This is a genomic window from Nocardioides furvisabuli, assembly GCF_021083185.1.
In the GTDB taxonomy this organism is placed as follows: Bacteria; Actinomycetota; Actinomycetes; order Propionibacteriales; family Nocardioidaceae; genus Nocardioides; species Nocardioides furvisabuli.
This window is the reverse complement of record NZ_JAIGQB010000002.1, coordinates 546,107-562,339: the sequence shown is the minus strand read 5'-3', so window position 1 is coordinate 562,339 and position 16,233 is coordinate 546,107. Positions and strand designations below refer to the sequence as shown.

The following is a 16,233-nucleotide window of genomic DNA, read 5'->3' as shown; positions in this document are numbered from 1 at the left end:
CACGACATGCACCACTTCATCTCGGGACTCCTCCTCCAGGTCGCCCTCCCGACCGCCGACCGACCACGCGACGACCGGGGCGACGTCCCCGGCTGGGTGATGGTCACCCTGATGACCGCCATCGTGGTCGCCGCGCTGACGCCGTTCGTGAGCGACGAGCTCATGCGGCTGCTGCGCCAGGCCTTCTCGATGGTGCAGGGCTAGGCCGGACCCGTGTCGGCTCGCGCCCGGACCGGAGAGCGCGGGGCGGCGGTCGTGGACTTCGTCCTCGTCCTGCTGGTCCTGCTGCCGCTGGTCCTCGGCATCCTCCAGCTCGCGCTCGTGCTCCACGTGCGCAACACCCTCGCCTCGGCCGCGTCCGAGGGGGCGCGCCATGCAGCCGTCGCGGGATCATCGGCGCCCGCCGGTGCGGCCAAGGCGCAGGAGCTGGTCGACGGCGCGCTGTCCGAGGAGTTCTCCCGCTCGGTCAGCGTGCGACCCGCCCTCGTCGGTGGCGCACCGGGCTTCGAGACGGTCATCGAGGCGGAGGTCGCCGTCCTCGGCCTCGGCGACACGGGAATCCGCGTCCGCGTCGAGGGCCACGCCATCGCCGAGCGGGCTGCGGTGCAGCCATGAGGAGCCGCGACGACTCCGGCTCCGCGCTCGTCGAGTTCAGCTGGCTGGCGATCATCCTGATCGTCCCGCTGGTCTGGATCATCCTGTCGGTCTTCGAGGTCCAGCAGGGCGCGTTCGCCACGACGGCCGCGGCGCGCGCAGCCGGACGGGCGTACGCCCTCGCTCCCGACGACGCGACCGGCCAGGCGCGGGCCGAGGCGGTGGTGCAGCAGGTCCTCGCCGACCAGGGCGCCCCCGGACAGCGGGCCCGCGTCCAGGTCACCTGCGAGTCGCCGACCGGCAGCTGCCACGCCGGCACGGCGGTGATCACCGTACGGGTCGACTCCGGTGTGGACCTGCCGCTCTTCCCGGCGGTCCTCGACGCGGAGGGCGCACCCAGCTTCTCCCTCGACGCCACCCACACCGTGCCCATCGGCCAGTACGTCGAGAGCGCGCCGGACGACGACGAGGAGCCCGAACCGTGAGGCGGCGGGTGCGCGACGAGGCCGGCCAGGTCACGATGTTGATCCTCGGTCTCGCCGGCATCCTGGTGATGGCAATCGTGGTCGTCGTCGACGCCTCGGCGGCGTACCTCCAGCGGCAGGGGCTCGACAACCTCGCCGACGGAGCTGCCCTCCACGGCGCGGACCTCGGTTCGGCAGGGGTCTACGAGCAGGGCCTCGACGGGCAGCGGCTGCTGCAGCAGGAGGCCGCGGTCGAGGCTGCCGTGCGCGACTACCTCGGCCGTGCCGGGGCCGGCGCGAAGTACCCCGGCATCGACGTGGCCGTGCGGGTCGATGCAGCCGGTCGCTCGGTGACGGTGCTCCTGCGAGCGCCGCTCGACCTGCCGCTGCGGATCCCGGGCTCTCCCGCCAGGCCGGAGATCGGTGCGAGCAGCACGGCCGCGGTGACGGTCGTGCCTGCCGGGTGAAGCCCCGGGCAGGGGAGGGACGTCCGGAAAGGCAGCCGGAGGTCGAGGTGACGACCGCCACCGGCTCCCACCCCATGAGATGAGCCATGAGGAACTACCGGCCGGTCGCCGGTAGCGTCGTGCCATGACCGAGACCTGGCCCGGCACGGCCTACCCCCTGGGCGCCACCTTCGACGGCAGCGGCACGAACTTCGCGCTCTTCAGCGAGGTCGCCGAGCGCGTCGAGCTCTGCCTTTTCGACCCCGACCCGGACAACCCCGGCAGCTTCGTGGAGACGAAGCTCGAGGTCACCGAGGTCGACGCCTACGTCTGGCACTGCTACATCCCGACGGTGCAGCCCGGCCAGCGCTACGGCTACCGCGTCCACGGGCCGTGGGACCCGACGCAGGGGCAGCGATGCAACCCCAACAAGCTCCTCCTCGACCCGTATGCCAAGGCCACGGCCGGCGAGATCGACTGGGACCAGTCGCTGTTCGCCTACAACTTCGGCGACGAGGACAGCAGGAACGACGACGACTCCGCGGCGCACATGACGCACGGCGTGGTCATCAACCCGTTCTTCGACTGGGAGGGCGACCGCCGCCTCGGGATCCCCTACAACGAGTCCTTCATCTACGAGGCGCACGTCAAGGGCCTGACCCAGCTGCACCCCGACGTGCCCGAGGAGCAGCGCGGGACGTACGCCGGACTGGCGCACCCGGCGATCACCGGCCACCTGGCCAAGCTCGGGGTCACCGCCATCGAGCTGATGCCGGTGCACCAGTTCGTCCAGGACTCCACCCTGCTCGACCAGGGCCTGCGCAACTACTGGGGGTACAACACCCTCGGCTTCTTCGCCCCGCACGCCGACTACGCCTCGAGCAACCAGGGCCAGCAGGTCCAGGAGTTCAAGGCGATGGTCAAGGCCATGCACGCCGCCGGCATCGAGGTCATCCTCGACGTGGTCTACAACCACACCGCCGAGGGCAACCACCTCGGCCCGACGCTGAGCTTCAAGGGCATCGACAACGCGGCCTACTACCGCCTCGTCGAGGACGACCAGCGCTACTACATGGACTACACCGGCACCGGCAACACCCTCAACGTGCGCCACCCGCACTCGGTGCAGCTGATCATGGACTCCCTGCGCTACTGGGTCACCGAGATGCACGTCGACGGCTTCCGCTTCGACCTCGCCGCGACCCTGGCCCGCGAGTTCTACGACGTCGACAAGCTCTCCACCTTCTTCGAGATGGTGCAGCAGGACCCGGTCGTCAGCCAGGTCAAGCTGATCGCCGAGCCGTGGGACATCGGCCCCGGCGGCTACCAGGTCGGCGGCTTCCCGCCCCAGTGGACCGAGTGGAACGGCGACTACCGCGACACCGTCCGCGACTTCTGGCGCGGCGAGCCCTCGTTGGGCGACTTCGCCTCGCGCCTGTCCGGCTCCTCCGACCTCTACGAGCACTCCGGCCGCCGCCCGTTCGCGAGCATCAACTTCGTCACCGCCCACGACGGCTTCACGCTGCGCGACCTCGTGTCCTACAACGAGAAGCACAACGACGCCAACGGCGAGGACAACAACGACGGCGAGAGCCACAACCGCTCCTGGAACCACGGCGTCGAGGGCCCGACCGACGACCCCGAGATCCTCGGGGCGCGCGCCCGCGAGCAGCGCAACTTCATCGCCACCCTGCTGCTCAGCCAGGGCGTGCCCATGCTGCTGCACGGCGACGAGCTCAGCCGCACCCAGGACGGCAACAACAACACCTACGCCCAGGACAGCGAGATCAGCTGGGTCCACTGGGACGACGCCGACAAGCCGCTCATCGAGTTCACCGCCGCGGTCGCCAAGCTGCGCGCGGAGCACCCGACCTTCCACCGCAAGCGCTTCTTCACCGGCCACACGGTGCGCACCGGCGACGGCGAGCGCCTCAACGACATCGTGTGGCTCGACCTCGACGGCGAGCCGATGGAGGACGGCGACTGGGAGGGCGGCAAGGCGATCGGGATGTACCTCAACGGCAACGGCATCGCCGGCAAGGACGCCCGCGGCGGCACCATCACCGACGACCACTTCCTGCTCTACTTCAACGCCGACGGCGACGCGCAGGTGACGCTGCCGACGGAGGAGTACGCCGGCGCGTGGGACGTCGTCATCGACACCGGCGGTGACGCCGACGCCGAGACGGCGCTGCAGGCCGGCGGCACGTTCGCGCTCGGCACCCACAGCCTCGTCGTGCTCCGCGAGCACTCCGAGCCCGAGGGAAGCCCGGACCACTCGGTCGCCGCATCGCTGGCGGCCCGGACGGGTACGGAGACCTCGTGACCGATCCGGCCAGCGAGACGCGTACGCCCCACAGCACCTACCGGCTCCAGGTCAGCCCCGACTTCGACCTGTACGCCGCGGCGCGGGTGCTGCCCTACCTCCACGACCTCGGCGTGGACTGGGTCTACCTCTCGCCGCTGCTGGCGTCGGAGCCGGGCAGCACGCACGGCTACGACGTGGTCGCCTTCGACCACGTCGACCCCGAACGGGGCGGCGAGGAGGGGCTGGCCGCGGTCTCCGCCGAGGCGCGCCGCCTCGGCATGGGGATCCTGGTCGACATCGTGCCCAACCACGTCGGTGTGGCCACACCGAGCGAGGACCCCTGGTGGTGGGACGTGCTGCGGCTGGGTCGTGCCTCCGAGCACGCCAACGCCTTCGACGTCGACTGGGCCGCAGGCGACGGTCGCATCGTGATCCCCGTGATCGGTGACGACGACGAGGACGCGATCAAGGTCGTGGTCTCGGCCAGGGGCGGAGGCGAGGTGCGCTACCACGACCAGCGCTTCCCGCTCGCGCCCGGCACCACGACGCTGGAGGAGCAGCACTACGAGCTGGTCAACTGGCGCGCGGCCGACGAGGACCTCAACTACCGCCGTTTCTTCGCGGTCAACAGCCTCGCCGCCGTCCGTGTCGAGGACCCCGAGGTCTTCGCCGAGACCCACGTCGAGATCAAGCGCTGGTTCGACGAGGGCCTCGTCGACGGCCTCCGCGTCGACCACCCCGACGGCCTGCGCGACCCCAAGCGCTACCTCGACGACCTCGCTGCCCTCACCGGTGGCGCCTACGTCCTGGTCGAGAAGATCCTCGAGCCGGGGGAGGAGCTGCCGTCGGAGTGGGCGACCGCCGGCACCACCGGCTACGACGCGCTCGCGCTCGTCGACCGGGTGCTCACCGACCCCGCCGGCGAGGCGCCGCTGTCGGCGCTCGAGGACCGCCTCCGCGGCGCCCCCGTCGACTGGGCCCGGATGGTCCACGACAACAAGCGCGCCGTCGCCGACGGGATCCTGCACTCGGAGGTCCTGCGGATCTCCCGCGAGGTGGACACCTACCTCGAGGCCCGCGACGAGAGCGCCGACGAGGACGCCGTCGCCGACGCGATCGGGGAGCTGCTCGCCTGCTTCCCGGTCTACCGCTCCTACCTCCCCGAGGGCCGTCACCACCTCGACGAGGCCTTCGCCGCGGCGCGCGCCGAGCGGCCCGACCTCGCGGGGACCTTCGACGTCCTCGAGCCGGTCATGAATGACGAGTGGGGCCAGCCGGCCCGCCGCTTCCAGCAGACCTCCGGCATGGTGATGGCCAAGGGCGTGGAGGACTGCTCGTTCTACCGCTGGTCCCGCCTCACCTCGCTCAACGAGGTCGGCGCCGACCCGTCGGTCTTCTCCGTCGACGTCGCGACGTTCCACGACGCGATGGCCGCCCGCCAGCGCGACTGGCCGGTCTCGATGACCACCCTGTCGACCCACGACACCAAGCGCGGCGAGGACGTTCGAGCCCGCATCACGGTGCTGGCCGAGGAGCCGGGCCACTGGAAGCAGGCGCTCGAGGAGCTGCTGCGCCTCGCGCCCGTCCCCGACCCCGCCTTCGGCTCGCTGCTGTGGCAGGCCGTGCTCGGCGCGGTCTGGACCTGGGAGACCCCCGACCACCTGCCCGACCTCCCCGAGCGCCTCCACGGCTACGCCGAGAAGGCGATGCGCGAGGCCGGCGACCGCACCACGTGGACCGAGCCCGACGAGGCGTACGAGGCCGCGGTGCACGCCGCGGTCGACGCGGTCTTCGCCTCCGAGGAGGTCCGTGCGGTGCTGACCGACCTCGCGGCCCGCATCGACGCACCGGCCCAGGCCAACTCGCTCGCGGCCAAGCTGCTCGCCCTGACGATGCCGGGTGTCCCCGACGTCTACCAGGGCAGCGAGCTGTGGGAGACCTCGCTCGTCGACCCCGACAACCGCCGCCCGGTCGACTTCGGCCACCGCGCCGCGGTGCTCGCCGGCACGGCCGAGGACGACGCCGCCGCCAAGCTCCACGTCACCTGCTCGGCGCTCACCCTGCGCCGCGAGCGGCCCGAGCTGTTCACCGGCTACACCCCGGTCGCCGCGACCGGCTCCGCCGCGGGCCACGCGGTGGCGTACAACCGCGGCGGCGCGATCACGGTCGTCACCCGGCTCCCCGTCGGCCTCGCGGCCGCCGGCGGCTGGGGCGACACGACGCTCGACCTCCCGTCCGGGACGTGGCACGACGTGCTCACCGGGCTCGACACCGACGGCCGGCTGGCCGACCTGCTGGCGGTGCACCCCGTCGCCCTGCTGGTGAGGAAGGACTGATCCGCATGCGTGGTCCGTACGACGTCTGGGCCCCGCGGCCCGAGCGCGTCCGCCTGCAGGTGGCCGGCGAGGTCGTCGCGATGACCCGCGGTGACGACGACTGGTGGACCCCGACCGGCCCGGTGCCGGACGGGGCACTCGACTACGGCTACCTCCTCGACGACGAGCCCGACCCGCGGCCCGACCCGCGCTCGCGCCGCCAGCCCGACGGCGTGCACGGGCTGTCGCGGCGCGACGTGACGGCGCACGAGTGGGCCGACGGCTCCTGGACCGGCCGTCAGCTCGCCGGGTCGGTGGTCTACGAGCTGCACGTCGGCACGTTCACCCCCGGCGGCACCCTCGACTCCGCGATCGAGCGGCTCGACCACCTCGTCGACCTCGGTGTGGACCTGGTGGAGGTGATGCCGGTCAACGCCTTCAACGGCACCCACAACTGGGGCTACGACGGCGTCGCCTGGTTCGCGGTCGCCGAGCCCTACGGCGGCCCGGACGCCTACCGCCGCTTCGTCGACGCGTGCCACGCCCGCGGACTGGGCGTCGTGCAGGACGTCGTGCACAACCACCTCGGCCCCTCGGGCAACTACCTCCCGCTGTTCGGGCCCTACCTCAAGGCCGGGCGCAACACGTGGGGCGACCTGGTCAACCTCGACGGCGAGGGCTCGGCCGAGGTGCGGCGCTACATCCTCGACAACGTGCGGATGTGGTTCGAGGACTTCCACGTCGACGCGCTCCGCCTGGACGCGGTGCACGCGCTCAGCGACACCTCCGAGGTCCACCTCCTCGAGCAGATGGCGATCGAGACCGCCGCCCTGTCCGCGCACCTGCGCCGGCCCTTGACGCTCATCGCCGAGTCCGACCTCAACGACACCACCCTCGTCACCCCGCGCGAGGCCGGTGGGCGTGGCCTCGACGCGCAGTGGAGCGACGACTTCCACCACGCCGTCCACGTCGCGCTCACCGGCGAGACCACCGGCTACTACGCCGACTTCGAGCCGCTCGAGGCGCTGGCCAAGGTGTGCGAGAAGGGCTTCTTCCACGACGGGACCTTCTCCTCGTTCCGCGACCGCGACCACGGCCGGCCGGTCGACACCGCGCACATGCCGACGTGGCGCCTCGTCGTTGCCAACCAGAACCACGACCAGGTGGGCAACCGCGCCCGCGGCGACCGTCCGGCCGAGCATCTCGACGACGACCAGGTCGTCTGCGCCGCGCTGCTGACGCTGGCCGGACCGTTCACCCCGATGCTCTTCATGGGGGAGGAGTGGGCGGCGTCCTCGCCCTTCGCCTTCTTCACCTCCCACCCCGAGCCCGAGCTCGGCAGGGCGACGGCGGACGGCCGGATCGCCGAGTTCGAGCAGATGGGGTGGGACCCCGACGAGGTGCTCGACCCGCAGGACCCCGAGACCTTCCACCGCTCGCGCCTCGACTGGGACGAGCGGGCCGGCGGCCGCCACGCGGTGGTCCTCGACTGCTATCGCCGCCTCGGCCGGCTGCGGCGCGAGCTGCCCCAGCTCACCGACCCCGAGTTCGGCGCCGTGTCGTGCACCGTGGACGGGCGGCTGTTCACGATGCGGCGCGACGACGTGCTGGTCGTCGTCAACACCGGCGACTCCGCGACCGAGCTGGAGGTCGGTGACCGCGAGGTGCTCTTCGAGACGCCGGCGGGAGTCGTCGTACGCGACGGGGTGCTGTCGGTGCCCGCACACGCGGGCGCGCTGCTCGGACCGGTCGCAACTTTCCCCTGAGTCGGCGCGTCTCCCACGTGAACGGCCCGCACACAGGGCCCCACACGACGGGGAACGTCATGAACCGCATCACCGCACTCGCCGCCACCGTGGCACTCACCGCAGGATCGCTCGCCCTGACTGCTCCGGCCGCCCAGGCGGCGCCGGCGAAGTACAAGGTCACGGCCAAGGCGAACACCGAGATCGCCATCGTCAAGGAGGACACGGTCAAGGTCCGCGGCCGGGTGACCCCCAAGGCCGCCGGCCAGAAGGTCGTCCTGCAGCAGCGCGTGGGCAACAAGAAGTCGTGGAAGGTCACCGCGAGCACGAAGGTCAAGCGTAACGGCACCTACGTCCTCAAGGACAAGCCCACCACGCCCGGGTCGCGCGAGTACCGCGTGGTCAAGCCCGCCAGCAAGGGCATCAGGAAGGGCATCAGCACGTCCATGCCCGTCGAGGTCTACCGCTGGCAGACCCTGACCTCGCGCACCCCCGGCCCGATGACCAACATCGCTCCGATCGGCGTCAACATCGGGGCTGAGTTCTACGGCCAGAGCCTCGCCACCACGACCGCCGGCACGCCGTCGACGGTGGAGTACACCCTGGGTCGCAAGTGCCTCGAGATGCGCGCGTCCTACGCGCTGACCGACGAGTCCGCCTCGGGCGCGACCGGCCTGGTCGCCGTGTCTGCGGACGGGAAGGTCCTCGCCAGCCACGCGCTGGCCGTCGGCACGCTCGTCGCCGACGAGACGCTCGACCTCGACGGCGTCTTCCGCCTCAAGTTCGACGCCACCACCACCGCGGCCCCGGCGGCGACCGTCGCCGTCGCCACTCCCGAGGTTCTCTGCACCCGCTGACCGGGAGCAGCACGGTCCGCAGCGGCGGGCGCCACCGGGAATCACAGGCCCGATGGCGTCCGCCGTTGCCTGAGGCCGTCCCGCCCGCCGACGCCGGACCGCCGATCAGCAGCGTGCGTGGGTTTGCCCGTAGGCTTGGCTCTTGTGGCAGGCATCGACTACGAAGCAGAGATCAAGCAGCTCCAGGCGACGATGAAGACCATCGGCTCGGTGCTGAACATCGACCGGATGCGCGGCGAGATCGCCGACCTCAGCGAGCAGGTCGCCGCGCCCGACCTCTGGGACGACGTCGAGAGCGCGACCCGCATCACCGGCCGCCTGTCCGCGCTCCAGGGCGAGCTCGACCGCTTCACCGGCCTGGAGTCCCGCATCGAGGACCTCAGCCTGATGGTCGAGATGGCCCAGGACGAGGGCGACGCCGACTCGCTCGCCGACTCCGAGGCCGAGCTCGCCCGGATCAAGAAGTCCGTGGAGTCGCTCGAGATCCGCACCCTGCTGTCGGGGGAGTACGACGAGCGTGAGGCGATCGTGACGATCCGTTCGGGCGCCGGTGGCGTCGACGCCGCCGACTTCGCCGAGATGCTGATGCGGATGTACACCCGCTGGGCCGACCAGCACAAGTACGGCGTCGAGGTCTACGAGGTGTCCTACGCCGAGGAGGCGGGGATCAAGTCCGCCGAGTTCGCCATCCACGCGCCCTACGCCTACGGCACGCTCTCGGTGGAGGCCGGCACCCACCGCCTGGTGCGGATCAGCCCCTTCGACAACCAGGGCCGCCGCCAGACCTCCTTCGCCGCGGTCGAGGTGGTGCCCATGCTCGAGCAGACCGACGAGATCGAGGTCGACGAGAACGAGATCCGCACCGACGTCTTCCGCTCCGGCGGTCCCGGCGGCCAGTCGGTCAACACCACCGACTCCGCGGTGCGCCTGACCCACATCCCGACCGGCATCGTCGTGTCCTGCCAGAACGAGAAGTCGCAGCTGCAGAACAAGGCCTCGGCGATGGTCGTGCTCAAGGCCAAGCTCCTCGCCCGCAAGAAGGCCGAGGAGGCCGCGCTCAAGAAGGACCTCAAGGGTGACGTGCAGGCCAGCTGGGGCGACCAGATGCGCAACTACGTCCTCAACCCCTACCAGGTCGTCAAGGACCTCCGGACCGGCCACGAGTCGGGCAACCCCAGCGCCGTCTTCGACGGCGACCTCGACGACTTCATGGAGGCCGGCATCCGCTGGCGGCGCGGGGCGGACAAAGTCGATGCCTGAGTCCGGCAGCGCCTCGGGCGCGTTTCGGGTCTGCGTCCACCGCTGACGTAGCCTCGACGCCGTGATTCGCTTCGAGAAGGTCACCAAGGCCTACCCCGGCCACCCGCACCCCGCGCTCGACAACATCTCGGTCGACGTGGAGAAGGGGGAGTTCGTCTTCCTCGTCGGGTCGTCGGGCTCCGGCAAGTCGACCTTCCTGCGGCTGGTGCTCCGCGAGTACCGCCCCACCTCGGGCCGGGTCTACGTCGCGGGCAAGGAGATCAACCGGCTCGCGAGCTGGAAGGTCCCGCGGCTGCGCCGCGACATCGGCACCGTCTTCCAGGACTTCCGGCTGCTGCCCAACAAGACCGTGACCGAGAACGTCGCTTTCGCGCTCCAGGTGATCGGCAAGTCGCGCAAGGAGATCAAGGACCTGGTGCCCGAGACGCTCGAGATGGTCGGGCTCAGCGGCAAGGGCGACCGGATGCCCGACGAGCTCTCGGGCGGCGAGCAGCAGCGCGTGGCCGTGGCCCGCGCCTTCGTGAACCGGCCGATGATCCTCATCGCCGACGAGCCGACCGGGAACCTGGACCCGACCACGTCGGTCGGGATCATGAAGCTCCTCGACCGGATCAACCGCACCGGCACCACCGTGGTCATGGCGACCCACGACTCCGGGATCGTCGACCAGATGCGCAAGCGCGTCATCGAGCTCGAGCACGGCCACGTCGTGCGCGACCAGGCGCAGGGCGTCTACGGCCACCAGACCTGACGCGCGCGCGTGCGCTGACAACACCCAGATCTTCGACGCAACAGATCGAGAGCCTCCCCTCCATGCAGCTTCGCTACGTCTCCTCCGAGCTCGGTCAGGGCCTGCGGCGCAACGTGTCCATGCACCTCGCCGTGGTGCTGACCCTGTTCGTCTCGCTCACGCTCGTCGGCGTCGGCGTCCTGTTCAACCAGCAGGCGTCGAAGGCGGCCGACCACTGGGGCAACCAGCTCCAGATCACGGTCTACCTGTGCCGGGTCAACGACAGCAGCGCGGTGTGCCCCAACGCGGTCACCGACGCGCAGAAGACCGAGATCGCCGCCGTCGTCGAGGACAACCCGGAGGTGGCGGACTACCACTTCGAGTCCAGCGAGCAGGCGCTCTCCAAGGCCCGCGAGCTCTACGGTGACGAGCTCTTCACCGGTGAGAACCCCGCGATCACCGCTGCGGACATGCCGCAGACGTTGTGGATCACGCTGCAGGACCCCGACGAGTACGAAGGCATCACCAGCGCCGTGCAGGGCCTCGACGGTGTCTCCAAGGTCCGCGACATGCGCGAGCAGGTGGCCCCGATCCTGGAGTCGATCAACATGCTCCAGTGGGTCGCGCTCGGCACCGCCGCCTTCCTGGTGTTCGCCGCCCTGCTCCTGGTGGCCAACACGATCAGGCTCGCGGCCTTCGCGAGGCGCAAGGAGATCGGCATCATGCGGCTGGTGGGCGCCTCGACGCTCTACATCGCGCTGCCCTTCCTCCTCGAGGCGTTGGTGACCGCCCTGATCGGCGTCGTGCTGGCCGGCGGTGCGCTCTGGGGCTTCATGTACTTCGGCATCGACGACCTCTCCGCGAACCGGCTGAAGTTCGTCCCGTGGATCGGCTGGGACGAGTTCTGGCTGGCCGCCGGGGCGGTCGCGATCCTCGGTCCGCTGCTCACGCTGCTCCCGACACTCGTGCTGACGCGCAAATACCTCAAAGTGTGAGCCGCGGGGGTTAGCGTCTGGGTGTTCCCTTCCCCGAACACAAAGGCTTCCCCGGTGCGTTCCTTCCCCCGTACCGCTCACCGCCGCACGGCCGCCGCACTTGTCGCCGTCATGGCCCTGGGCGTCTCCGCCGCGCACGCGGACGACCTCAAGGACAAGCAGGACAAGGTCGAGAGGCAGCTCGAGAGCGCCCAGGACGACCTCGGCGAGTCGAGCTCGCAGCTGCGCCGTGCCAGTGCGCGCCTCGCAGCCGCCCAGGCCCAGCTCGCCGACGCCAAGACCCAGCTGGCGACGGCGCGCGGCAAGGTCGAGGTCGCCCGGGAGCGCGACGCCCGGATGCAGGCCGAGCTCGCCGCCGCCGAGGCCGAGCTCGCCTCGGCCGAGGAGGCGCTGGGGCAGGGCCAGGTCGACCGTGAGCAGCAGCGCGAGCGCGTCGCGGCCACGATCGCCGACATGTACTCCGAGGGCGACCCCGAGCTGATCGCCTTCTCCTCGCTCATCGACGCCGAGACGACCGAGGAGCTCACCCGCCGCGACGGCGTACGCGACGTCATCGTCGGGCAGGAGGCACGGGCGTACGACGAGCTCACGGCCGCCGAGGTGCTCCTCGAGGTCCGCGAGCAGCAGGTCACCGAGGCCCGTGACGACGTGGCCGCCAAGCGCGAGGCCGCCGCCGAGCACCTCCTGCTCATGCAGCAGCTCGAGGCCGAGGAGCAGTCGGCCAAGGACTCCGTCGTCTCGATGGTCGTCGAGCGTCGCGACGCCCGGGTCGGCGCCCGCGAGGCCCGTGCGGCCGACGTGGCCAAGCTCCGCAAGCTCCAGCGCGAGCAGCAGCGGATCGAGGAGATGCTGCGCAAGCGGGCCCTCGCGGCCCTGCGCCGCCAGCGGGCGCTGGCGCGCTCGCAGGCGGCCGCCCCGAGCCCGGGGCTGCTCGCCTACCCGGTCGACGGCTACGTCACCTCGCCCTTCGGCTACCGCACGCACCCGATCTACCGCTACTGGGGCCTCCACGACGGCGTCGACTTCGGCGGGGGCTGCGGCACGCCGCTGCGCGCGGCCGCTCCCGGGCGGGTGGTGTCGTCCTACTTCAGCGGTGTCTACGGCAACCGGCTGATCATCGACCACGGCGTCCTCGGCGGTCGTGGGGTCGCCACGATCTACAACCACGCCAGCGGCTACAACGTCGGCGTGGGCGATCGCGTCGTCGAGGGACAGGTCGTCGGCTTCGAGGGCAGCACCGGCTGGTCCACCGGCTGCCACCTGCACTTCACCGTGATGGCCAACGGTCGGGCCGTCGACCCGATGAACTGGCTGTAAGGCGCTGGACACCGCCTGAGAGAATGGCTCCATGGCGAAGGAGCAGGGCCAGAAGATGGTCGCGCAGAACAAGAAGGCCCGCCACGACTACCACATCGAGGACACCTGGGAGGCCGGGCTGGTCCTCATGGGCACCGAGGTGAAGTCGTTGCGCCAGGGCCGCGCGTCCCTCGTCGACGGCTTCGCCGAGATCGACAACGGCGAGGCGTGGCTGCTCGGCGTCCACATCCCTGAGTACAGCCAGGGCACCTGGACCAACCACGCCGCGCGCCGCCGCCGCAAGCTGCTGCTCAACCGCTCCGAGATCGACAAGATCGAGCGCAAGATCACCGACAAGGGCTACACGATCGTCCCCCTCGCCCTCTACTTCAAGGACGGCCGCGCGAAGGTCGAGATCGCGCTCGCCAAGGGCAAGAAGTCCTACGACAAGCGCCACACCCTCGCCGAGCGCACGGCCAACCGCGAGAAGGTGGAGGCGGTGCAGCGTCGCCTCAAGGGCCACCGGGACTGACCGGGTGAGGGACCCCGTCGCGTTCGCCGAGTCGCTCGGCCTCCCGGGCCTGCTCGACCTGCACACCCACTTCCTCCCGCCGCGGGTGATGGCCAAGGTGCGCGCGCAGTTCGACGCCGCCGGGCCGCTGATCGGGCGTCCGTGGCCGCTGCACTACCGCGACGCCGACGACGCGCTGGTCGAGACCCTGCGCTCCTTCGGCGTACGCCGCTTCACCGCACTGCCCTACGCCCACCGGCCCGACATGGCCGAGTTCCTCAACGACTGGGCCGCCGGCTTCGCGGACCGGGTGCCCGAGGCCCTCGTGTGCGGGACCTTCTTCCCCGAGCCGGGCGTGGCGGCGTACGTCGCCTCCCGCTCCGCCCCCTCGCCGCACCGGGTCCAGGTCTGGAAGGTCCACGTGCAGGTCGGCGCCTTCGACGTCACCGACCCGCTGCTCGACCAGGCGTGGGGGATCGTCGCCGACACCGGCACCCCGGTCGTGCTCCACGCCGGGAGCGGGCCCGTCGCCACCGAGCACACCGGACCCGCGCCGGTCGCCGCGCTGTTGGCGCGTCACCCGCGGCTGCGGCTGGTGATCGCGCACGCCGGCGCGCCGGAGTACGCCGAGTTCCTCGCGCTCGCCGAGGCCCACGAGCGGGTCGCGCTCGACACCACGATGGCGTTCACGTCGTTCTTCGAGGAGATGGGCGGCGCCTACCCGCCCACGCTGCTGTCGCGGCTGCGTGACCTCGGGCTGGCCGGCAAGGTGCACCTCGGGAGCGACTTCCCCAACATCCCCTATCCCTACGCCACCCAGCTCGACGCGCTCGAGCGGCTCGACCTGGGCGAGGAGTGGCTGCGCGCGGTGTGCTGGACCAACACCGAGGCCCTGCTCGGATAAGAGCCCTCTCAGGATCCGCCGATAGGTTCTCCCTGTGGAACCTGGCACCTGGATCGACGTCCTGCTCGTCCTCGCGTTCATCCTCGTGGGCGGTGTGTTCGCCGCGACCGAGATCGCGCTGGTCTCGCTGCGTTCGGGACAGGTGGACCGGCTGGAGACCGAGGGCGGGCGTGGTCACTCCGTGGCCTCGCTGGCGCGCGACCCCAACCGGTTCCTCTCGGCCGTGCAGATCGGCGTCACGGTGGCGGGCTTCTTCTCGGCCGCCTTCGGGGCCTCGACGCTCGCACCGTCCTTCACCCCGGTCTTCGAGGGGCTCGGCCTCCCGGGCCCGGAGACGGTGTCGCTCGTCGTGACGACCCTGGTGGTGTCCTACCTCTCGCTCGTGCTCGGTGAGCTCGTGCCCAAGCGCCTCGCGCTCCAGCGCTCGGTCGGCGTGGCCAAGCTCTTCGCCCCGCCGCTGGGTCGCTTCGCCACCGTCATGACGCCCGTCATCTGGCTGCTCTCGCTCTCGACCAACCTCCTCGTCCGGCTGCTGGGCGGCAACCCCGACGCCACCAACGACGACGTGGACGAGGAGGAGCTGCGGATGATGATCTCGGGGCACGAGGACATCCCCGAGGGCGAGCGCCGACTCGTCGACGACGTCTTCGAGGCCGGCGACCGCTCGCTGAGCGAGGTGATGAAGCCGCGCGGCGACGTGGTCTTCCTCGCCGGTGACCTCACCCTGGCCGAGGCGGTCGCGGTGATCGTCGCCGAGCCCTACACCCGCTACCCGGTCACGGGGGAGTCGTTCGACGAGATCCTGGGCTACCTCCACCTGCGCGACGTCCTCGGCCACGCCGACGACCACTCCCGCACGGTGGGCGACATCGTCCGCGACCTGCCGGTCCTGCCGCGCACCAACCGCGTGCTGCCCTCGATCGACCAGCTGCGCGGCCAGGGGGCCCACATCGCGCTGGTCGTCGACGAGTACGGCGGCACCGACGGCATCGTGACCCTCGAGGACCTGATGGAGGAGCTCGTCGGTGAGATCCACGACGAGTACGACCGCGACGCCGAGATCGCCGCGTCCGCCGATCCCGAGACGGTCGACGCAGGCCTGACGATCGAGGAGTTCGGCGAGCGCACCGGCGTCGAGCTCGTGGACGGGCCCTACGAGACGGTAGCCGGCTTCCTGCTCCACCGCCTGGCCCGGATGGCCGACACCGGCGACAAGGTCCCCGTCGGCGACCACACCCTCGAGGTGGCCGAGGTCGACGGACACCGCATCACGCGCGTACGCGTCCACGAGCCGATCCTCCCCACCGAGCCGGGCGAGGACGAGGTGACGGAGGGCACCGCGCAGCAGGCCGCCTTCGCGCGCTACTTCGGCGCCTGGGGCCTCTTCCTCCCCGACCTCGCCGTCACGGAGAAGCGCGACGGCCACGTCCGCGGCGACGGGTGGTCCGTACGCTTCCGCTGGCGCGAGGACGGCTCCCTGCTGGTCCGCGCGGGCCACCGGATGACCAACGAGCGCGTCTTCGCCCTCACGCCCGACGGCGAGGTGGAGCCGGCCGAGCCGACCGCGCCGCTCGAGGCCGTGGTGACGCCTCCGGGTGCGAGCGACGAGGACAGGACCCGTGCCGAGCAGGAGCACCGCGCAGCCTGGACCCGGCACTCCCGGGCCGTCACCGCGGCCGGGCTGGACCACGACACGTCCGCGCCTCCCGCCGCTCTCGAGACGGGCCCGGACGCCCAGCTGTGGCGTCTCGACGACGGCGAGTGGCACAGCGACCCACTGCTCGCGACGGAATAGCGTTCGCCGAGTG

The 16,233-nt window shown here is 71.2% G+C and carries 15 protein-coding genes; all 15 read left to right on the top strand.

Annotated features, from left to right (window positions below; translation table 11 throughout):
• Nucleotides 1-6: 6 nt before the first annotated feature.
• The 15 genes from K4G59_RS05930 to K4G59_RS05860 all read left to right on the top strand — a co-directional run bounded on the left by K4G59_RS05930 (nucleotide 7) and on the right by K4G59_RS05860 (nucleotide 16,220).
• On the top strand, nucleotides 7-204 hold the full coding sequence (locus tag K4G59_RS05930) for an RNA-binding protein (protein WP_231250013.1): 198 nt from the start codon (nucleotides 7-9) through the stop codon (nucleotides 202-204).
• Nucleotides 205-213: 9 nt separating this feature from the next.
• The gene (locus K4G59_RS05925) at nucleotides 214-615 is read left to right on the top strand and encodes a TadE/TadG family type IV pilus assembly protein (protein ID WP_231250011.1); all 402 of its coding nucleotides are present in this window, start codon (nucleotides 214-216) and stop codon (nucleotides 613-615) included.
• On the top strand, nucleotides 612-1,079 hold the full coding sequence (locus K4G59_RS05920) for a hypothetical protein (RefSeq protein WP_231250009.1): 468 nt from the start codon (nucleotides 612-614) through the stop codon (nucleotides 1,077-1,079). The genes K4G59_RS05925 and K4G59_RS05920 overlap by 4 nt, the downstream gene beginning before the upstream one ends.
• Entirely contained in the window at nucleotides 1,076-1,525 is a 450-nt protein-coding gene (locus tag K4G59_RS05915; protein ID WP_231250007.1) for a pilus assembly protein TadG-related protein, read from the top strand. The genes K4G59_RS05920 and K4G59_RS05915 overlap by 4 nt, the downstream gene beginning before the upstream one ends.
• Nucleotides 1,526-1,649: 124 nt before the next feature.
• Nucleotides 1,650-3,830: a glycogen debranching protein GlgX gene (gene glgX, locus K4G59_RS05910; protein ID WP_231250006.1), complete on the top strand. Its 2,181-nt coding sequence runs from the start codon at nucleotides 1,650-1,652 to the stop codon at nucleotides 3,828-3,830.
• Nucleotides 3,827-6,148 carry a malto-oligosyltrehalose synthase gene (gene treY, locus K4G59_RS05905; protein ID WP_231250004.1) on the top strand — a complete coding sequence of 774 codons (2,322 nt, stop codon included), beginning with the start codon at nucleotides 3,827-3,829 and terminating at the stop codon, nucleotides 6,146-6,148. The genes glgX and treY overlap by 4 nt, the downstream gene beginning before the upstream one ends.
• Nucleotides 6,149-6,153: 5 nt before the next feature.
• Nucleotides 6,154-7,893: a malto-oligosyltrehalose trehalohydrolase gene (gene treZ / locus K4G59_RS05900; RefSeq protein WP_231250003.1), complete on the top strand. Its 1,740-nt coding sequence runs from the start codon at nucleotides 6,154-6,156 to the stop codon at nucleotides 7,891-7,893.
• A 59-nt stretch (nucleotides 7,894-7,952) separates the two neighbouring features.
• Nucleotides 7,953-8,729, top strand: a complete 777-nt coding sequence (locus tag K4G59_RS05895; RefSeq protein ID WP_231250001.1) for a hypothetical protein — start codon at nucleotides 7,953-7,955, stop codon at nucleotides 8,727-8,729.
• 144 nt (nucleotides 8,730-8,873) lie between these two features.
• Nucleotides 8,874-9,989, top strand: a complete 1,116-nt coding sequence (prfB, locus tag K4G59_RS05890; protein WP_231250000.1) for a peptide chain release factor 2 — start codon at nucleotides 8,874-8,876, stop codon at nucleotides 9,987-9,989.
• A 61-nt stretch (nucleotides 9,990-10,050) separates the two neighbouring features.
• Complete coding sequence (gene ftsE / locus K4G59_RS05885) at nucleotides 10,051-10,740, top strand: cell division ATP-binding protein FtsE (RefSeq protein ID WP_231249998.1); 690 nt, start codon at nucleotides 10,051-10,053, stop codon at nucleotides 10,738-10,740.
• A 62-nt stretch (nucleotides 10,741-10,802) separates the two neighbouring features.
• Nucleotides 10,803-11,714 carry a permease-like cell division protein FtsX gene (gene ftsX, locus K4G59_RS05880; RefSeq protein WP_231249996.1) on the top strand — a complete coding sequence of 304 codons (912 nt, stop codon included), beginning with the start codon at nucleotides 10,803-10,805 and terminating at the stop codon, nucleotides 11,712-11,714.
• Between the two features lie 54 nt (nucleotides 11,715-11,768).
• Nucleotides 11,769-13,031 carry a M23 family metallopeptidase gene (locus K4G59_RS20400; RefSeq protein ID WP_231249994.1) on the top strand — a complete coding sequence of 421 codons (1,263 nt, stop codon included), beginning with the start codon at nucleotides 11,769-11,771 and terminating at the stop codon, nucleotides 13,029-13,031.
• Nucleotides 13,032-13,062: 31 nt separating this feature from the next.
• Nucleotides 13,063-13,542 (top strand): SsrA-binding protein SmpB, encoded by a 480-nt coding sequence (gene smpB / locus K4G59_RS05870; RefSeq protein ID WP_231249992.1) that lies wholly within the window; start codon nucleotides 13,063-13,065, stop codon nucleotides 13,540-13,542.
• A 4-nt stretch (nucleotides 13,543-13,546) separates the two neighbouring features.
• Nucleotides 13,547-14,425 (top strand): amidohydrolase family protein, encoded by an 879-nt coding sequence (locus tag K4G59_RS05865; RefSeq protein WP_231249990.1) that lies wholly within the window; start codon nucleotides 13,547-13,549, stop codon nucleotides 14,423-14,425.
• Between the two features lie 34 nt (nucleotides 14,426-14,459).
• Nucleotides 14,460-16,220, top strand: a complete 1,761-nt coding sequence (locus K4G59_RS05860; protein ID WP_231249988.1) for a hemolysin family protein — start codon at nucleotides 14,460-14,462, stop codon at nucleotides 16,218-16,220.
• The last annotated feature ends 13 nt before the right edge of the window (nucleotides 16,221-16,233 follow it).